The 18516-nt window shown below is 71.1% G+C and carries 12 protein-coding genes and 1 tRNA gene; 7 read left to right on the plus strand and 6 right to left on the minus strand.

The features are described from left to right. Positions 1–73: 73 nt before the first annotated feature. The 4 genes from IEZ24_RS12195 to IEZ24_RS12210 are packed head-to-tail and all read left to right on the plus strand — an operon-like array spanning position 74 to position 4017. On the plus strand, positions 74–1360 hold the full coding sequence (locus tag IEZ24_RS12195; protein WP_129454130.1) for an aspartate kinase: 1287 nt from the start codon (positions 74–76) through the stop codon (positions 1358–1360). After that, entirely contained in the window at positions 1357–2406 is a 1050-nt protein-coding gene (locus tag IEZ24_RS12200; protein ID WP_129454131.1) for an aspartate-semialdehyde dehydrogenase, read from the plus strand. Before IEZ24_RS12195 ends, IEZ24_RS12200 begins: the two co-directional genes overlap by 4 nt. 10 nt (positions 2407–2416) lie before the next feature. Further along, entirely contained in the window at positions 2417–3472 is a 1056-nt protein-coding gene (locus IEZ24_RS22360) for a helix-turn-helix transcriptional regulator (RefSeq protein ID WP_242498411.1), read from the plus strand. A gap of 53 nt (positions 3473–3525) precedes the next feature. Next, positions 3526–4017 (plus strand): hypothetical protein, encoded by a 492-nt coding sequence (locus IEZ24_RS12210; RefSeq protein ID WP_129454132.1) that lies wholly within the window; start codon positions 3526–3528, stop codon positions 4015–4017. On the opposite strand, the gene IEZ24_RS12215 is transcribed toward IEZ24_RS12210, so the two are convergent. From IEZ24_RS12215 to IEZ24_RS12225, 3 genes are all read right to left on the minus strand, one after another. Then, positions 3969–4556, minus strand: a complete 588-nt coding sequence (locus tag IEZ24_RS12215) for a hypothetical protein (protein WP_129454133.1) — start codon at positions 4554–4556, stop codon at positions 3969–3971. The two genes, IEZ24_RS12210 and IEZ24_RS12215, sit on opposite strands and share 49 nt — an antisense overlap. Before the next feature lie 63 nt (positions 4557–4619). Next, a tRNA-Pro gene (locus tag IEZ24_RS12220) sits at positions 4620–4693 on the minus strand. Positions 4694–4896: 203 nt separating this feature from the next. After that, a complete protein-coding gene (locus IEZ24_RS12225; RefSeq protein WP_129454134.1) occupies positions 4897–5820 on the minus strand; it encodes a metallophosphoesterase in 924 nt (307 codons plus the stop codon). Between the two features lie 26 nt (positions 5821–5846). Here IEZ24_RS12225 and IEZ24_RS12230 point away from each other — a divergent pair, with 26 nt between their 5' ends. After that, the gene (locus IEZ24_RS12230) at positions 5847–6305 is read left to right on the plus strand and encodes a GatB/YqeY domain-containing protein (RefSeq protein ID WP_129454135.1); all 459 of its coding nucleotides are present in this window, start codon (positions 5847–5849) and stop codon (positions 6303–6305) included. 2 nt (positions 6306–6307) lie between these two features. On the opposite strand, the gene IEZ24_RS12235 is transcribed toward IEZ24_RS12230, so the two are convergent. Then, positions 6308–8722 carry a penicillin-binding protein gene (locus IEZ24_RS12235; RefSeq protein ID WP_191192854.1) on the minus strand — a complete coding sequence of 805 codons (2415 nt, stop codon included), beginning with the start codon at positions 8720–8722 and terminating at the stop codon, positions 6308–6310. Positions 8723–8917: 195 nt separating this feature from the next. Here IEZ24_RS12235 and IEZ24_RS12240 point away from each other — a divergent pair, with 195 nt between their 5' ends. Next, positions 8918–9205 (plus strand): WhiB family transcriptional regulator, encoded by a 288-nt coding sequence (locus IEZ24_RS12240; protein WP_129454136.1) that lies wholly within the window; start codon positions 8918–8920, stop codon positions 9203–9205. Here IEZ24_RS12240 and IEZ24_RS12245 read toward each other — a convergent pair. Then, complete coding sequence (locus IEZ24_RS12245) at positions 9195–10346, minus strand: ArsA family ATPase (RefSeq protein ID WP_129454137.1); 1152 nt, start codon at positions 10344–10346, stop codon at positions 9195–9197. The genes IEZ24_RS12240 and IEZ24_RS12245 overlap by 11 nt on opposite strands. Next, positions 10343–11368 carry an ArsA-related P-loop ATPase gene (locus IEZ24_RS12250; RefSeq protein ID WP_191192855.1) on the minus strand — a complete coding sequence of 342 codons (1026 nt, stop codon included), beginning with the start codon at positions 11366–11368 and terminating at the stop codon, positions 10343–10345. The genes IEZ24_RS12245 and IEZ24_RS12250 overlap by 4 nt, the downstream gene beginning before the upstream one ends. 197 nt (positions 11369–11565) lie before the next feature. Here IEZ24_RS12250 and IEZ24_RS12255 point away from each other — a divergent pair, with 197 nt between their 5' ends. After that, on the plus strand, positions 11566–18501 hold the full coding sequence (locus tag IEZ24_RS12255; RefSeq protein ID WP_165356018.1) for an OmpL47-type beta-barrel domain-containing protein: 6936 nt from the start codon (positions 11566–11568) through the stop codon (positions 18499–18501). Positions 18502–18516 lie beyond the last annotated feature (15 nt).

The following is an 18516-nucleotide window of genomic DNA, read 5'->3' on the forward strand; positions in this document are numbered from 1 at the left end:
CGGCAACGGCGCCGGCAGGCACGCCAGAGCACCGCGGCCGCTGACGGCCGCACCCCGATCCCGAGGACCAATCGTGGGCATTGTCGTGCAGAAGTACGGCGGCTCCTCGCTCGCCGACGCCGACGCCATCAAGCGCGTCGCCCGACGCATCGTGGACATCAAGAAGGCCGGGCACGACGTCGTCGTCGCCGTCTCCGCCATGGGCGACACGACCGACGACCTGGTCGACCTGGCCAACGGCGTCTCGCCGCTCCCGCCGGCGCGCGAGATGGACATGCTGCTGACGGCCGGCGAGCGGATCTCGATGGCGCTGGTCGCGATGGCGATCAGCGACCTCGGGTTCACCGCCCGCTCGTTCACCGGCTCGCAGGCCGGCGTCATCACCGACTCGGTGCACGGCAAGGCCAAGATCATCGACGTCACGCCCGGTCGCATCACGCAGGCCATCGGGGAGGGCCACATCGTCATCGTCGCCGGCTTCCAGGGCGTCTCCGCGGACACCAAGGAGATCACCACGCTCGGTCGTGGCGGCACCGACACGACGGCCGTCGCGCTGGCGGCGGCGCTCGAGGCCGATGTGTGCGAGATCTACACCGACGTCGACGGCGTCTTCACCGCCGACCCGCGGATCGTGCCGACCGCCCGCAAGCTCAGCAAGGTCTCCTACGAGGAGATGCTCGAGCTCGCCGCGTGCGGCGCCAAGATCCTGCACCTGCGGTGCGTGGAGTACGGCCGTCGCTACGGCATCCCGATCCACGTCCGGTCGTCGTTCAGCCAGCTCGAAGGCACCTGGGTCGTCAGTGACCCCCAGACCAGCGGACCCAGCGAGGAAGACACCATGGAACAGCCCATCATCGCCGGCGTGGCCCACGACCGCAGCGAGGCCAAGATCACCGTCGTCGGCGTCCCCGACAAGGTCGGCGAGGCAGCGCGGATCTTCGAGGCGCTGGCCGAGGCGCAGATCAACCTCGACATGATCGTGCAGAACGTGTCCGCTGCGGCGACGAGCCTCACCGACATCTCCTTCACCCTGCCGCGCACCGACGGCCAGGTCGCGATGACCGCGCTGGCCCGGATCCAGGCCGAGGTCGGCTACGACAAGCTCCTCTACGACGACAAGATCGGCAAGGTCTCGCTGATCGGCGCGGGCATGCGCTCGCACCCGGGCATCACCTCGAAGTTCTTCGCCGCTCTGGCCTCCGCGGGGGTCAACATCGGGATGATCTCCACCTCGGAGATCCGGATCTCGGTCGTCGTGGACGAGAGCTCGGTCGACGACGCCGTACGCGCCACGCACTCGGCGTTCGACCTCGACGCCGACGAGGTCGAGGCCGTGGTCTACGGGGGGACCGGCCGATGAGCAGCAGGGTGAACATCGGCATCGTCGGCGCCACCGGCCAGGTGGGCGTCGCGATGCGCCAGATCCTGCTCGAGCGGGAGTTCCCGGCCGACCAGGTCCGCTTCTTCGCCTCCTCGCGCTCCGCCGGGACGGTGCTGCCCTTCGGCGATCGCGAGATCACCGTCGAGGACGCCGAGACCGCCGACCCGGCCGGTCTCGACATCGCCCTCTTCTCCGCGGGTGCGACGACCTCCCGGGCACTCGCCCAGAAGTTCGTCGACGCCGGGGTGGTCGTCGTCGACAACTCGAGCGCCTTCCGCAAGGACCCCGACATCCCGCTGGTGGTGGCCGAGGTCAACCCCGACGCGATGGCGGGTGTCATCGAGGCCGGGCGCGGCATCATCGCCAACCCCAACTGCACCACGATGGCAGCGATGCCGGTCCTCAAGCCGCTGCACGACGAGGCCGGCCTGACCCGGCTCGTCGTCTCGACCTACCAGGCCGTCTCCGGCTCGGGCGTCGCCGGCGTCGACGAGCTCGCCAACGGCGTGGCCGAGGCGGGCGACAAGGCCCGCGAGCTGGCCTACGACGGCTCGGCGATCACGTTCCCCGAGCCGGTGAAGTACGTCGAGCCGATCGCCTACAACGTGCTGCCGATGGCCGGCTCGATCGTCGACGACGGGCTCAACGAGACCGACGAGGAGCAGAAGCTCCGCAACGAGTCCCGCAAGATCCTCGGCCTGCCCGAGCTGCTGGTGTCCGGCATCTGCGTACGCGTCCCGGTGTTCACCGGCCACTCGCTCGCGGTCAACGCAGAGTTCGAGCGTTCGATGACCCCCGACCGGGCGCGCGAGATCCTCGCGTCCGCCGAGGGCGTCGAGCTCGACGAGGTCCCGACGCCGCTGAAGGCCGCCGGCAAGGACCCGTCCTACGTCGGCCGGCTCCGGCAGGACCCCGGCGTCCCGGGCGACCGCGGCCTCGCGCTCTTCATCAGCAACGACAACCTGCGCAAGGGCGCTGCCCTCAACACCGTGCAGATCGCCGAGCTGGTCGCCGCAGCGCGGTGATACTGGTGGGGTGCACGCGCACCCCACCCGAGTCCGGTTCGCCATGTGGGTCGCCGTCCTCGCGGTCGGCGCCACGGCGCTGACGGCGTACGCCCGCGCCGCGGGCACACCGTTCTGGGGGACGTCGTACGCCCTTCCGGTCGCGGCAGCCGCCTCCGCCGGCGCGATGACGTGGGTGCACCTGCGCCTCGACGAGGGCTGGGTCAGGTGGAGGCAGGCGGTCGCAGCACTGGTCCTCGGCGCCTTGGCCTGGCCCGTCCTGCTCGCCGGCGCCTCCCTCGCGTCGGGCCTTGCGCCGGACTCCGCTGTTGCATGGGCGCTGGCCGTCGCCGGAGGCGTCGGGCACCTGCCGCTGATCGCGGCGTTCTCCCTCCTGCCGCTGCTGGCGGTGCGCTACCTCGGACGGGGCCTGGCGCGGTGGCCCCTGGTGCTGGTGACTGCCCTCGGTCTCGCTGCCGTGGCCGGGTTCGTGCTGTTCTTCGGCGACTTCGCGCCGCTCGAGGCAGACGTCCTCGTCGACTGGGGACCGGGGGACCGAATCGGGATGACCCTCAACCTGGCCTTCCTGTCCACAGTGCTGCTGGGGCCGGCGGTGAGCCTCGCCGCCGCGGTCCGGGCCACGGGTGAGGCCACGCGGAGACTCGCCGCTGTCGCGCTGGCCAGCCTGACCGGCGCCGCCCTGGTGATGCTGTGCGGCGCGGTCGCGACGGACGGCTCGGCTACGCTGGTCATCACCGCGATGTACGCCGCGCTCGCGCTGGTGGTGGTCGGGAGCTCCCGTGCGCTCACCCTTCCCGAGCCCGTGGAGCCCACCCCTGCGAGTGGCGGCCCGTCTCGCCTGGATCCGCTCACCGCCCGGGAGAGCGAGGTGCTCGGACTGCTGGCGGAGGGCCTGTCGAACGCGGGCATCGCCGAGCGGCTCGTCATCTCCGAGCGTACGGTCGACGCCCACCTGCGCTCGGTCTTCGCCAAGCTCGCCCTGCCCGAAGGCCCGTTGGAGAACCGTCGGGTGCACGCGGTGCTCGCCTGGAGGGGCGACTTAGGCGAAAGGGCCGATGCCGGCTGACGTGCAGCTTCCTAGGTTCAGGAGGATCCAGCTCCCTGCCCCAGGAGGTTGCCGTGCGCACCCCGCTCATCCTGCTCGGACTCGTGTGGATCGCTTTCCTCGTGGTCTTCCCCTTCGCCGCGATGGGGGACACCAGCTTCCTCCACATCGGTTTCCATCTCGTCCAGATGCCCCTGCTCGTCACGGCGACGGTGCTCGCCTGGCGCTACCGCCGAGCCGCCGTTACACGGACGCAGCGGGTGCTCGGTTGGGTCCTGTCGGTGTCGTTGCCGGCGGCTGTCGTGGGGGTGGTCCTGGAGCTGGTCACGGCCGTCGTCAGGTTGGGCGAGGACGGATGGGTCAACAAGGACACCGCTGACGTATGGGAACGCGGCCCGCACGCGCTGGTCGCCTCGCTGACCGTCCCCTCCCTGATGGTCAGCATGCTCGCGGTGCTGGCCCTCGTGGCGACCACAGCGGTCCAGGGACGGCGTCACGCCGAGACGGACGGTCCTGGTCAGTCCTCGCCGACGACGGCCGTGGTGACCCACCACGCCGAGCAGTAGGCCGCGACCGCCGCCACCGGGACGGCGACGGCCGTCCACCACTGCTCGAGCGAGCCCAGCAGGAAGACCATCACCAGCACCGCCAGGATCCCCACTGCGAGGACGCTCGTTGACCCGGCGTCAGGCACGGCGAGGACGCGCAGCAGCAGGCTGCCCGTCCAGGCGAGCACACCCAGGACGACGACGAGCACGAGAAGGCCCGGACCGCCTCCGCACGACGACGTCCCGCGTACGGCCTCGCACCCCACGCCGGCCAGCCAGACGAGCAGCACGCCCAGGGCACCCACCACGACGCCCGTGACGGCCGCGGCGGGGAGGCCGGCCAGCGACGGGCGGGGCAGCGGTCGGCGTACGCGAGCGGCCGGCGCGGGCCCGGGTGGGGCGTCTGGCGCGGGCGCGGCGGTGTCCATGACGGCCTCGGACGCGGGCTCTGCCCCCTCGGCCTTCCTCCGTCGCCGCGTGAAGGAGGGCATCTCCAGCGAGGGACCCCCGCGGGGCGTGCCGTCCGTCCCCGTGTCGTCTGCGGTTCCGTCTGCCATGGGGGCAGGGTGCCACATGACAGGAGCCCCGGACCCAGCGATGTGGGTCCGGGGCTCCGGATGTCGGGCTGACAGGATTTGAACCTGCGGCCTCCTCGTCCCGAACGAGGCGCGCTACCAAGCTGCGCCACAGCCCGCCGCCCCGACCGAGAGAACTCGTCAGGGCAACGTCGGCGAGCATACCGGAGCGGTCAGGGCCTCCCGAAATCGCCCCGCGCCCATCGGCCGGGATCGAACTTGCGGGGGAAGTCCGACACTCCGAGGGCGTTGCAACCCCCTCCCAGTGCCGGAGTCCCCGCTCGAGCGGGGACTCTGCGGGCGGGCGCGCGCTCGCACCGGATCAGGCAGTGGGAACGAGCGTCAGCAGCGTCGCCTCGGGCCGGCAGGCGACGCGGAAGCGTACGTAGGGGTTGGTGCCGAGCCCGGCCGAGACGTGCAGCCAGGACGAGCCGTCGTCGCCGGGGGAGGAGTCGGCCGGGTGGCGGTGCAGGCCGCGGGCACGGGCCGGCTCGAGGTCGCAGTTGGTCGTGAGTGCGCGCCCGCCCGGCAGGCACACCTGTCCGCCGTGGGTGTGGCCGGCGATGATCGCGTCGTAGCCGTCGGCGGCGAACCGGTCGAGGACGCGGAGGTAGGGCGCGTGCGCGACCGCGAGGCGTACGTCGGCCTCCGGGTCTGCGGGCCCCGCGACCCGCTCGAGGTCGTCGTACTTGAGGTGCGGGTCGTCGACGCCCGCGAAGGCGATCCGGGTGCCGCCCACGGTCAGCGTCCCGAACCCGTTGGTCAGGTCGAGCCAGCCGGCGGAGTCGAGGCTGTCCTTGAGGTCCGGCCACGGCAGCTGCGGCGTCGAGGTGTTGCGCTTCCCGTCGTCGGGCAGCAGGTAGCGCAGCGGGTTGCGCATGCCGGGGGCGTAGTAGTCGTTGGACCCCAGGACGTAGGCGCCCGGCACGTCGAGCAGCCCGCCGAGCGCGTCGACCACGACCGGCACCGCGCGCATGTGCGCGAGGTTGTCACCGGTGTCGATGACCAGGTCGGGCTCGAGGTCGGCGAGTCCGCGCAGCCACTCCTGCTTGGCCCGCTGGTCGGGGGCCATGTGGATGTCGCTGAGGTGCAGCACCTTCAGCGGCTCGTGCCCCGGCGGCAGCAGCGGGACGGTGACGTGGCGGAGGGTGTACTGCCGCGCCTCCCAGGCGGCGTACGTCGCCACGCCTGCTCCGGCGAGGGCGCCGAGCGCGAGGGTGCGGCGTACGGCGGGGAGGAAAGGCATTCGCCAAGGCTGCCACAATGGGTTCCATGAGTGCCCTGAAGGACCGTCTCCGCGCCGACCTCACCACCGCCATGAAGGCGCGTGACGAGCTGCGCTCCTCGACCCTGCGGATGGTGCTGACCGCCATCACCAACGCGGAGGTCGCCGGCAAGGTGTCCCGCGAGCTCTCCGACGACGACATCATCGGCGTGCTCTCCACCGAGGCCAAGCGGCGCCGCGAGGCGGCGGTGGCGTTCGAGGAGGGCGGGCGCACGGAGATGGCCGCCAAGGAGGCCGCCGAGGGCGAGGTCATCGCCGAGTACCTCCCCGCGCAGCTCAGCGAGGCCGAGATCGCCGACCTCGTGAGCGCGGCGATCGCGCAGACGGGCGCCGCCGACGAGGGCATGCGCGCCATGGGCAAGGTGATGGGCGTGGTGACGCCGCAGGTCAAGGGTCGCGCCGACGGCGGCGCCGTCGCCGCGGAGGTACGCCGCCAGCTGGGCTGACGTCAGCCGCGGCCGCCGCCGTTGCCGTTGCCCCGCCCCCCGTTGCCGTTGCCGTTCCCGCCGTTCCCGCCGCCACCGCCGCCACCGCCGCCACCGCCGCCGGAGCTGTCGGGCGGCGGCGGGACCGTGCCGGTCGAGGTGTAGAGCGTGACGGTGTCCCCGCTGCTGAGCTGGGTGCCCCCGGAAGGTGAGGTGTAGGCCACGGTCCCGGCGGGGATCTCGGAGTCGACCTGACCACCGTCGGCGACGGTGAACCCGGCACCCTGCAAGGTGGCGGTGGCCGCCTCGACGCTCTGGCCGGCGACGTCAGGCACGGTGCTCAGCACGCCGGCGATCTCGTCGCTGGGAGGCGCCTGGAAGTCCTCGTAGGGCAGCTTGGCCGAGATGGCCGCCATCGCGTCGCCCCAGATCGGTCCCGCGACCGTCGAGCCGAAGGCCTCGTAGATCGGTACGCCGCCCACGACCTGGCCGTTGAGGCTGACCCACTCACCGAACTCGTTGGCGCCGGCGACCATCGCGGCCGTCGAGATGGTGGGGGTGTAGCCCGCGAACCACACCGACATGTTGTTCTGGTTGGTGCCGGTCTTGCCGGCCGACGGCTTGTCGATCGCGATGTTCGACCCGAAGCCGCCGGGCTCCATCACGCCGCGCAGGATGTCGTTGACCGCGTCGGCGGTGGCGCCGGGCATGACCTGCTCGCACTCGGTGGGGAAGTCCTTGAGCACCCCGCCCGAGGAGTCGAGCACCTGGGTGACCGGACGTGGCTCGCAGTGCAGGCCGCGGGCGGCGAAGGTGGCGTAGGCCTGGGCGATCTCGAGCGGGTTGCTGTCGGAGACGCCGAGGATCCACGACGGCACCTTCTGCGCGAGCGGCACCTTGACGCCCATGTCGGCGGCGAGCTTGAGCGGCTCGCACATGCCGGTCTGCACCTCGAGCTGGGCGAAGAAGGTGTTCACCGACTCCTGGGTGCCGGTGTAGAGGTTGTAGGTGCCCGAGCCGGTGGAGTTGGAGACGTTCCAGCCCTCGCCGTCGCCGGCGTAGGGGCCGTCGCAGTTCTCGAACTCCTCGTCGGGGATGTTCATCTCAGGCGGCGAGTTGATCGTGGTGCTCAGGGGGATGCCCTGGTTGATCGCCTCGGCGAGGACGAAGACCTTGAAGGTCGAGCCGGCCTGGAAGCCGTTGGCGTCGCCGTACTTCTTCGGGACGACGTAGTTGAGGTAGGTCTCGCCGCCCTTCTTGTCCTTGCCCATCGGACGCGACTGCGCGATCGCGCGGACGTCGCCGCTTCCGGGCTCGACCATGGCGAGGCCGCCGATGGCCTGGTCGGTCTGGAAGACGTGGCTCGAGACCGCCTCGTCGGCGGCCTTCTGCATGTCGAGGTCGATCGTGGTGTTGATCGTCAGGCCGCCGTTGTTGAGCGTGCGGCGGCGCTCCTTGGGCGTGTCGCCGAGGACGGGGTCCTTGAGCAGCCAGTTGACGACGTAGTCGCAGAAGAACGGCGCCCGCGACTGCTGGCAGCCGTTGGGGGAGGTCTCGATCTTGAGCGTCTTCCCGATCGGCTTGCCCTTGAGGCGCTCGGCCTTCTTCTCGGTGAGGATGCCGAGCTGCGCCATCCGCTCGAGCACGACGTTGCGCCGGCTCTCGGCCCGCTCGGGGTTGTCGATCGGGTCGTAGCCGACGGGGTTCTTGACCAGCCCGGCGAGTGTGGCCGACTCGAGGAGGTTGAGGTCCTTGGCGTTCTTGGAGAAGAAGTGGCGCGCGGCGGACTGGACGCCGAAGGCGCCGTCGCCGAAGTAGGCGATGTTGAGGTAGCGCTCGAGGATCCAGTCCTTGGTGTGGTTCTTCTCGAACGCGATCGCGTAGCGCAGCTCGCGGATCTTGCGGGCGTACGTCTCCTCGGTGGCGGCCTGGCGCTCCTCGTCGGTCTCCGCCTGGTAGAGCAGCGTCTGCTTGACCATCTGCTGGGTGATCGAGGAGCCACCCTGCACGGCGCCGCCGTTGGCCTGGTTGGTGATGAACGCGCGCAGCGTGCCCTTGAGGTCGAGCGCGCCGTGGTCGTAGAAGCGGTAGTCCTCGATCGCGACGATCGCCTTGACCATCGGCCGCGAGATCGAGCTCAGCGGGACGTTGATCCGGTTCTGGTCGTAGAGCGAGGCGATGAGGTTGCCGTTGACGTCGTAGATGCGGGTCTTCTGCGACAGGTCCTTGGCCTCGAGGGACTCCGGGAGGTTGACCATGCCCTTGCTGACGTCCTTGGCCGCCACGCCCACCAGGCCCGCGAACGGGATGGCGAGGCAGGCCACGAGCACGCCCATGACCACCGCGACGGCACCCATGACCGCGAGGTGGGAGGCGACACGACCGGCGTCGGGGCGTCCCTGCGGACGCTCGGGACGGGAGGACGAGCGTGTTGGCATGGGCACCAGAGTACGGGGAGGACGCATAGCACCTTCAATTCCAGCCGCGCAGCCGGGTAGTCACATCGGACTATGCGATTTGAGCCACTCGGCCCTGTCTGGACCGGGGGCAGGTCGTTTACTTTTCATGCGGAGTCGGGGATGGCCGCTATGGGGGCGGCCGACCGGCTCGACACACACCGTGGGGTTGAGATCATGTGGGTCGAGGACTGGGCGGCGCGCGCCGCATGCAAGGGCGACACGCCGGACGCACTCTTCGTGCGAGGTGCGGAGCAGAACAAGGCCAAGCAGGTCTGCGCCGGTTGCCCCGTGCGTACGGAGTGCCTGGCCGAGGCGCTGGACAACCAGATCGAGTGGGGCGTCTGGGGCGGCATGACCGAGCGTGAGCGCCGTGCGCTGCTCCGTCGCCGGCCGGACTCGTCGTGGCGCTCCATCCTGGAGACCGCCCGCACCAAGGTCGAGTCCAGCTCCGTCAGCGTCTGACCCCGTCCTGGTCCGCGAGGCCCTCGCCGATCGTCCGCAGGCCGTCGAGGTCGTGGACGTCCTCGGCCAGCGCCGGGACGAAGGCCGTCGGCACCTGGGGGTGCGAGGCCGCGAACCGCTCGCACAGGTGCTGCTCGCGCTCGACGATGCGGACCCGGTCCGCGTGGAGCTGGAGCAGGCCGGCAGTCAGTGACGAGGAGTCGCCGGACCGCAACCGGTCGGCGGCGGTGATCGCCGCCTCGGCCGACAGGTCGGTGCGCGCAGCCGGGCTGACCCGGTTGACCACCAGGCCGGCCAGCGGCATCTCGTCGTCGGTCAGCCGGTCCACGAAGTAGGCGGCCTCGCGCAGGGCGTCCGGCTCGGGTGCGGCGACCACGACGAACGCGGTCCCGTCGGCCTGGAGCAGGGCGAAGGTCTGGTCGGCCCGCTGCCGGAACCCGCCGAAGAGCGTGTCGAACGCGGCGACGAAGGTCTGCATGTCACGCAGCACCTGGGCGCCGAGGATCTTGGTCAGCGCGTTCGTGACGACCGAGAAGCCGGCCGTCATCAACCGCGCCGGGCCGCGGGCCGGGGCCAGCAGCAGCCGGATGAACCGGCCGTCGAGGAAGCTGGAGAGCCGCTCGGGGGCGTCGAGGAAGTCCAGCGCCGAGCGCGACGGCGGGGTGTCGACCACGATCAGGTCGTGGCTGCCGTCGTCGAGCGCCTGCCGGTGGAGCTGGCCGAGCTTCTCCATCGCCATGTACTCCTGGGTCCCGGCGAACGAGCTCGACAGCGCGACGTAGAACGGGTTCTCCAGGATCTGCCGGGCCTTCTCCGGGCTGGCCTGCGACTCGACGACCTCGTCGAAGGTCCGCTTCATGTCCAGCATCATCGCGTCGAGCGAGCCGCCGGCCCCGGCGCCGACGCCCGGGACGGGCCGCGGGGTGTTGTCGAGCTGCTCGATGCCCATCGACTGGGCGAGCCGTCGCGCCGGGTCGATGGTCAGCACCACGACCTTGCGGCCCCGCTCGGCCGCGCGCAGCGCCAGCGCGGCCGACGTGGTGGTCTTCCCGACGCCGCCCGACCCGCAGCACACGATGATCTCGGTGGTCCGGTCGTCCAGGAGCGCGTCGATGTCGAGCACGGGTGGGGTGACCTTCATGCCATCCCCTGGGTGCGCAGGAGCTGGGCGAGCTCGACGAGCGCGCCGTGGTCGATGCCGCCGGCGATGCGCGGCAGCTCGTAGGTCGGCAGGCCCTCCGCCGCGACGAGCGCGCGCTGCTCGTCCTCGAGATGGCGGCGTACGGCGTGGTCGCGGGCCTCGGCGACGAGCGACTCGACCAGCGCGGCGTCGACGTCGACCCGGGCGCGGGCGAGGTCGGAGGTGATGGCGGTGGGGTCGACCGCGTCGTTGCGCACCTGTGCGAGGGCGCCCGTGCTGAGCGCCTGCGGGCGGACCAGGTTGACCACGATCCCGCCGACCGGCAGCCCCGCGGCGCGCAGCTCGGCGATCCCGTCGGACGTCTCCTGCACCGGCATCTCCTCGAGGATCGTGACGAGGTGCACGGCGGTGCGCGGCGAGCGCAGCAGCTCCATCACCTTGTCGGCCTGCGACTTGATCGGACCGACCTTCGCCAGTCCGGCCAGCTCGGAGTTGACGCCGAGGAACTGGCAGATCCGCCCGGTGGGCGGCGCGTCGAGCACCACGGCGTCGTAGGTGACCTGCTCCCGGTTGCGGTTGCCCCTGGGCCGCTGCACCGCCTCGTAGACCTTGCCGGTGAGCAGCACGTCGCGCACGCCGGGGGCGATGGTCGTGGCGAAGTCGATGACGCCGAAGCGGTCGAGCGCCTTCCCGGCGCGACCGAGCTTGTAGTACATCGAGAGGTACTCCAGGAGCGCCGACTCGGCGTCGATGTGCAGTGCGTGGACCTGCCCGGCCCGGCCGTCCTCGTCGGGGGCGCCCTTGGTGATCCGGCGCTCCTCGTAGGGGAGGGGGTCGACGTCGAACATCCGGGCGATCCCCTGGCGGCCCTCCACCTCGCAGAGCAGCACGTTGCGCCCGGAGCCGGCGAGGGCGAGGGCGAGGGCGGCGGCGACCGTGGACTTTCCGGTGCCGCCCTTGCCGGTGACGACGTGCAGGCGCACCTTCGGCCAGTCGACAGGCCGGTCGGCGGGGGCGGTCACGAGCCGAGGATAGCCAGCGGGTGGGAGGACCCGTCGGCGCGTTCCACGACTGATCCGGCGTCTTCTAGACGCTCATGGACAACTTTTGCTTGACCAACGCACAAAAGTCTGCGAGCGTCGCCACACCACTCGTGACCCATGTCACAGCGCGACCTCACTCGCCGCCTGCCACCCGTCTGCACCCTGGAGGCCCTGGGATGTCCACCACCCCGCGATCGATCCCGCGAGGATCAACCGGCCGGCGCTCGCGCGCCGGCACCGCCCTGCTCGCCGTACTGGCTCTCGTCGGCAGCGTGCTGCTCGGCGCCGTCGTCGCCGCTCCTGCGCAGGCGCACGAGGGCCACGGCCACGTCCTGCTCTTCAACGAGGCGCCCGCCGGTCCGTGGCACGACGAGGCGATCGCCTACGGCACGCCCAAGATCAAGGCGGCGCTGGAGGCGGAGGGGATGACCGTCACGGTCTCCTCCGACTCCTCGGTCTTCACCGACGAGAACCTCGCGCAGTTCGACGCGATGATCGCCTTCCAGATCAACGGCGACCCGTGGACCGCGGCGGAGAAGGCCGCCATGGAGCGGTGGATGCAGGCCGGCGGCGGCATCGCGGCGATCCACAACGCCACCGACATGCGAGGCAACTACCCGTGGTGGGACGGCATGATCGGCGCGCTGATGCCCGGTCACTCCGCACAGGACATCCCCGCGGTGGTGCGCAACGAGGACGTCACCCACCCCTCCACCGAGCACTTCCAGGGCACCGCCAAGGTGACGCGGTGGATGCGCAACGACGAGTGGTACAACTTCAACCGCAACGTCCGCGGCGAGGCCCACGTGCTGCAGACGATGGACGAGTCGACCTACAACCCCGGCTCCAACGCCCAGGGCTACGACCACCCGATCACCTGGTGCAAGCCCTACGACGGCGGTCGCTTCTGGAGCACCGCGCTGGGCCACTTCCCCAAGAACTACGACGAGCCCGAGTTCATGGACATGATCATCGGCGGCGTGAAGTACGTCGCGGGCCTCGACGAGGGCGACTGCGGCGGCACCGTGTGGAGCAACTACGAGCGCATCCCGCTCGACCAGAACACCTCGGCGCCCTTCGCCATCGACGTCGCCGACGACGGCAAGGTCTTCTACACCGAGCTCGTCCGCGGCCAGCTGCGCATGTACGACCCGGTCAGCCAGGCGGTCACGACCGTGCTGTCGCTGCCGGTCTACTCCGGTGGTGAGGACGGCCTCCTCGGAGTCGCGCTCGACCCGGACTTCGCGACCAACGGCCACATCTTCCTCTACCGCTCGGCGGCCTCGCCCGACGACTCCTCCCCGGACAACTTCTGGTCGACCGTCTCCCGCTTCACCTTCGAGAACGGGTCGGTCGACCCCGCCTCGGAGAAAGTGATCATCCGCATCCCCGCGCGGCGCCTGCCCGACGAGCCCGGCCACACCGGTGGCGGCCTCGACATCGACGACGACGGCACGCTCTTCATCGGCGTCGGTGACGACGTCAACCCGCACTCCGAGCCGTCCGGCGGGTACGCCCCGCTGTCCGAGCGCGCCGGCACGTTCCACGACGCCCGCGAGACCTCGGCCAACACCAACGACCTGCGCGGCAAGATCCTGCGGATCACCCCGCTCGACGAGCCGGGCGAGCCCGGTGTCGGCTCGAGCTACACCATCCCCGAGGGCAACCTGTTCCCCGAGTCCGAGGACGTCGGCCGCGACAAGACGCTCCCCGAGATCTACGCGATGGGCTTCCGCAACCCGTTCCGCTTCTCCGTCGACAGTGAGACCGGCTGGCTGAGCATGGCCGACTACTCGCCCGACAACGGCACCGACGCCCCCGCGACCCGCGGCCCCGCGGGCATCGCCGAGTGGAACCTCATCAAGAGCGCCGGCAACTACGGCTGGCCGCTGTGCATGGGCGGCAACCACAACGGCCAGTACCCCAACGGCGAGCCGTTCCGCGACGTCGACTACGGCAGCACCACGCCGCTCAACCCGCCGGTCGTGGGCGACTTCTTCGACTGCGCCAACCCGGTCAACGACTCGGTGCGCAACACCGGCCTGACCAACCTGCCCCCGGCCCGCGCCGCGGACATGTACTACGGCTACCGCCGGTCCTCGGTGGGCGCGATCCCGCAGGGTGGCGGCCTGGCCCCGATGGGCGGACCGATCTACCGCTACGACGAGAACCTGGAGTCCGACACCAAGTTCCCCGAGTCGTTCGACGGCAAGCCGTTCTTCTACGACTGGGCCCGCAACAAGATGTACAACATCCAGCTGAAGAACCCTGCCGCCGCGCAGGGCTCCCAGGTGGAGAAGGTCAACCCGTTCCTGCCCGACGTGCCGTTCCTGGCTCCGATCGACTCCAAGTTCGGCCCCGACGGCTCGATGTACGTCCTCGACTGGGGCGGCGGATACGGACGTGACAACCCCACGTCCGGCCTCTACCGCATCGACTACATCAGCGGCTCCCGATCCCCGGTCGCCCGCGTCGACGCCGCACCCGACTCCGGCCAGGCTCCGCTCGAGGTGACCTTCGACGGCAGCGGCTCGACCGACCCCGAGGACGAGGCGCTCACCTACGAGTGGGACTTCGACGGCGACGGCACCACCGACGCCACCGGTGCGACGGCCTCCCACACCTACACCTCCGAGGGGGTCTTCGACGCCCGCCTGACCGTCACCGACCCGGCCGGCAAGACCGGTACGACGACGGCGCCGATCACGGTCGGCAACACGCGCCCGGTGGTCGAGCTCGAGACCCCGCCGGACGGCTCGTTCTTCGACTTCGGCGACGAGATCAGCTGGCAGGTCCAAGTGACCGACCCGGAGGAGGAGTCGATCGACCCGCAGGCCGTCGAGGTGCAGCCTGCCCTCGGCCACGACGACCACGCGCACCCGCTGGTCGCCTCCCGCGGCCTGACCGGCAGCACCGAGACCAGCGTGGGCGGCCACGCGGCGGACGAGAACATCTTCTACGCCATCGACGCCCGCTACACCGACACCGGAGGTGCCGACGGGGAGAACCCGCTCCTGGGCTCCGACACGTCGGTGATCTTCCCCAAGCTGCGGCAGGCCGAGTGGTTCGACGCCAAGTCGGACACCGCCACCGTGGCGCCCGGACGCGACCCGGCCGGCGGCGGCCAGGTCGTGGTCGGCAAGGGCGGCGCGTGGGTGAGCTTCGAGCCGGTGAGCTTCCACCGGATCGACGCCTTCCACCTGCGCGTCCAGGCGGCGGCCGCCGGCGGCACCATCGAGCTGCGCAAGGGCAGCCCGACCGGTGAGGTCGTGGGGACCGCGGAGGTCCCGGCCACCGGCCAGCAGTTCCGTGACGTCGCGGTCGACGTCAGCGGTCTCGGCGACGAGTCGATGGACCTCCACCTGGTCTTCACCGGGGCGGGCGACATCAAGCTCAACTTCTTCGAGGCCGTCGGCCAGGGCATCTCGCCCACCGCCAAGCCGGTCGTCTCCATCACCGAGCCGGTCGACGGTGACAAGCTCGACCCCGGCGCCGAGGTGGCCGTGGCCGCCGACGCGTCCGACGCCGACGGCTCGGTCACGAAGGTCGAGTTCTTCGCCGGTGACACCAAGATCGGCGAGGACGACACCGCGCCGTACGCCGCGACGTGGACCGCTCCGGCCGAGGAGGGGCTCTACGAGCTGACTGCGAGGGCGACCGACGACGAGGGGAACGCCACCACGTCACGGCTCGTGCAGGTGCAGGTGGGCGAGCTCTTCGGCGACCTGGTCCCCTTCAGCAACGTCAACGGCGAGTTCGAGCGCCTCGCCGCGGGTGCGTTCCGGATCTCCGGTGCCGGCGCCAACGCCTGGCAGGGGACGGACCAGTACACGACGCTGTTCAAGCCGGGAGGCGGTGACGAGGAGTACGACGCCATCGTGCGGGTCGACGCCAGCACGCTCCTCAACAACTCCGGCAAGGCCGGTCTCATCATCCGCAACGACATGACGCAGCCCGGCACCTCGCCCGGCTACGCCATGCTCGCGTGGCGCCGCGCCAACGGGATGGAGTTCCTCACCGACCCCGACGGCAACGGCCAGCTCAACGCGTCCGTCGCCGGCGGCACCAGCACGGTGCCCAAGTGGCTGAAGCTCAGCCGCCGCGGCAACGAGGTGTCGGCGTACTGGTCCAACAACGGAACGTCGTGGACCCAGGTCGGCGCGGCCGTCACCCTGGCCGGCATCGCCAGCACGCAGGACGTCGGCATGTTCATCATGGCCCACGAGTCAGGCGTCCGGACGGCCGACTTCTCGCAGTTCGCGATCGACAGCGACCCGCAGGAGCCGGAGCCCGAGCCGGAGACCCCGAGCGAGCCGCTCAGCTGCGTCACCGGACCCGTCTCCGACGAGTTCGACTCCCCGGCGCTGCTGCCCAAGTGGGCGATGCGCAACGCCCCCGGTGCACCGATCACGCAGGCCGGCGGCTCGCTCCGCCTGCCCGTCACGACCGGTGACATCAACGAGGCGAGCCCCGGACCGGTGAGCTTCGCCGGGCAGCCGGTGCCCGCCGGTGACTGGACCGCGACCACGAAGATCACGCTGGAGCACAGCTCCCACTGGCAGTGGGCCGGCCTGGTCGTGCACCAGTCGGACGACGAGTACAACAAGCTCGCGTTCGTGCGGCACCAGAACGGGACCCGGCTCGTGGAGTTCCAGTCGGAGACCAACGGCTCGCGCACCACGCCCGCCGCGCCCGTCGTGGCGGCGGACTTCCCGAGCACGATCCACCTGCGGCTCACCAACGTCGCGGGCAAGCTCAGCGGGGCGTACTCCGCCGACGGGGCCGCCTGGACCGCGCTGACCGGCACGCTCGACCTCAAGACCGGGTCGGCTGCACGGATCGGGCTGATGGCGGCCGGTGACCTCGGCACCACGCCGCGCGTGGCGCAGGTCGACTGGTTCCGGGTGACCCCGGACCGTACGGCTCCCGCGGTCGAGGCCGACGACGAGTTCGACGGCAGTGCGCTCGACGGCTGCCGCTGGGCGGAGTCGGTGCGCTACAGCTCGAACACCGAGTCGGTGGCGGACGGTCACCTCAAGATCGTGACGGAGCCGGGTGACATCAACGGCAACAACCCGGTCCAGCCGCGCAACTTCATCCTGCAGGACGCGCCCGAGGGTGACTGGGTGGCCGAGACCAAGCTCAAGGCCCCGCTCAAGCACCGCTGGCAGCTGGCCGGGCTGCTGATGTACGGCGATGACGACAACTACGCCAAGGCCGACATCGTCGCCTACAACGCGCCGGGCGCTGCGCTCGACCTGCGTGCCGAGCTGGCCGCGGAGAAGGGGGGCGCCGGCGTCAGCGGCGGCGACCAGGTCAACATCGCCGACACCACCGAGAGCGGCTACTGGTGGGTGCAGGTGACCAAGGCCGGCACGAGGTACACCGCCGCGGTGAAGTCGACCGCGGGTGCCTCCTGGACGCCCGTCGGCGACGGCATCACCTATGACGGACCGCTCAACTCCATCGGCCTGATGGCGATCGGTCCCGACCAGGAGGAGCCGGTCACGGTCGAGTTCGACCACTTCCACCTCGACGGAGGGGAGGAGCCGCCGGTCGACACGACCGCGCCGGTCACCACCGCCGGCCAGGCCGTGGTCGAGGGCGGCGTGCGGGTCACGCTGACCGCGACCGACGAGTCCGGCGGGTCGGGTGTGGCCTCCACCGAGTACCGCGTCGACGAGGGTGCGTGGACCGCCTACACCGGTCCGTTCACCGTCACCGAGCCCGGCACCCACACGGTCGAGTTCCGCTCGACCGACGTGGCCGGCAACGAGGAGGCGACGAAGAGCATCGAGGTCGTCGTCGAGGCCGCCGACACCGACGCGCCGACCACGACCATCACCTGGTCACCGGCCGAGGCCGACGGCGAGGAGGGCTGGTACGTCACCGGACCGAGCTTCACCCTGGACGCGGAGGACGACGGCTCGGGTGCCGCGTCGACCGAGTACCGGATCAACGACGGTGCCTGGACTACCTACGAGGCCGCGGTGGAGGTCCCCGACGGGGAGCACACCGTCGAGTTCCGCTCGACCGACGAGGCGGGCAACCAGGAGGACGTGCAGGCCTCGGAGGTGGCGGTCGACACGGTCACCCCGGCGACGGGGGCGACCCAGGAGAAGGCCGGCGACGGCGTACGGGTCGTGCTGGAGGCCAGCGACGCCACGTCCGGCGTGGCCTCCACGGAGTACCGCCTCGACGGCGGCGACTGGACGGTGTACGCCGACCCGGTCGTCGTGACCGGAGCCGGTGAGCACACGGTCGGGTACCGCTCGACCGACGTCGCGGGCAACATGGAGGAGGCCGGGTCCATCGACGTCACCGTCGACGGTCCGCCCGCCGACACCACGGCACCGGTGACCACCGTGCGGACCGACCCGACCTCGCCCGACGGCAGCGCCGGCTGGTTCACCTCGGCTCCGAAGGTCACGCTCAGCGCGACCGACGCCGGGTCCGGGGTGGCACGCACCGAGTACCGCCTCGGCAGCGGCGCGTGGACGGCGTACACCGCTCCGTTCACCGTCACCGCGCAGGGCCGTCAGGTCCTGGAGGTGCGGTCGGTCGACGAGGCCGGCAACGTCGAGACGGCGCAGTCGCGCGAGATCGCGGTCGACACCGGTGAGCCGGAGGTCGCGATCTCCGGGATCCGGGCACGCACCTACCCCAGCCACCAGCAGGCGTCGGTGACGTGGACGGCGACGGACGCGACGTCCGGGGTCCGCGGCGTACGGGCCACGCTCGACGGCGAGGCGGTCCAGGCGGGCGAGTGGTCCATGTGGACGCTCTCCACCGGTCGCCACGTCCTGACCGTCACCGCGACGGACGTGGCCGGCAACACCAGGTCGCAGACGGTGGTCTTCACCGTGCAGGCGACCGGGAAGTCGCTCACCAAGGTGGTGAAGGCACTGGCCGCCGGCGACGAGATCGGGCCGAAGCTCGCCAACAAGCTGCTCCAGGCCGACAAGGACGCCCGCAAGGCCGAGCGCTCCGGCGACCGCAAGGCGGCGAGGAAGGAGCTGAAGCAGCTGCGCAAGCTGGTCCGCACCAAGCTGGACGGCGAGCTGCGCGCGGCCCTGCTGGCCCAGGTGAGGGAGCGCCTGGCGAAGCGCTGACGCGACCTGCCGGCG

The organism is Nocardioides ganghwensis (assembly GCF_014779655.1).
Taxonomy (GTDB): domain Bacteria; phylum Actinomycetota; class Actinomycetes; order Propionibacteriales; family Nocardioidaceae; genus Nocardioides; species Nocardioides ganghwensis.

Excerpts from the sequence above, each read along its gene's own strand:
- IEZ24_RS12200 (WP_129454131.1), top strand. The coding sequence starts at position 1,357 with ATGAGCAGCAGGGTGAACATCGGCATCGTCGGCGCCACCGGCCAGGTG.
- IEZ24_RS12215 (WP_129454133.1), bottom strand. The coding sequence starts at position 4,556 with ATGGCAGACGGAACCGCAGACGACACGGGGACGGACGGCACGCCCCGC.
- IEZ24_RS12225 (WP_129454134.1), bottom strand. The coding sequence starts at position 5,820 with ATGCCTTTCCTCCCCGCCGTACGCCGCACCCTCGCGCTCGGCGCCCTC.
- IEZ24_RS12230 (WP_129454135.1), top strand. The coding sequence starts at position 5,847 with ATGAGTGCCCTGAAGGACCGTCTCCGCGCCGACCTCACCACCGCCATG.
- IEZ24_RS12235 (WP_191192854.1), bottom strand. The coding sequence starts at position 8,722 with ATGCCAACACGCTCGTCCTCCCGTCCCGAGCGTCCGCAGGGACGCCCC.
- IEZ24_RS12240 (WP_129454136.1), top strand. The coding sequence starts at position 8,918 with ATGTGGGTCGAGGACTGGGCGGCGCGCGCCGCATGCAAGGGCGACACG.
- IEZ24_RS12245 (WP_129454137.1), bottom strand. The coding sequence starts at position 10,346 with ATGAAGGTCACCCCACCCGTGCTCGACATCGACGCGCTCCTGGACGAC.
- IEZ24_RS12255 (WP_165356018.1), top strand. The coding sequence starts at position 11,566 with ATGTCCACCACCCCGCGATCGATCCCGCGAGGATCAACCGGCCGGCGC.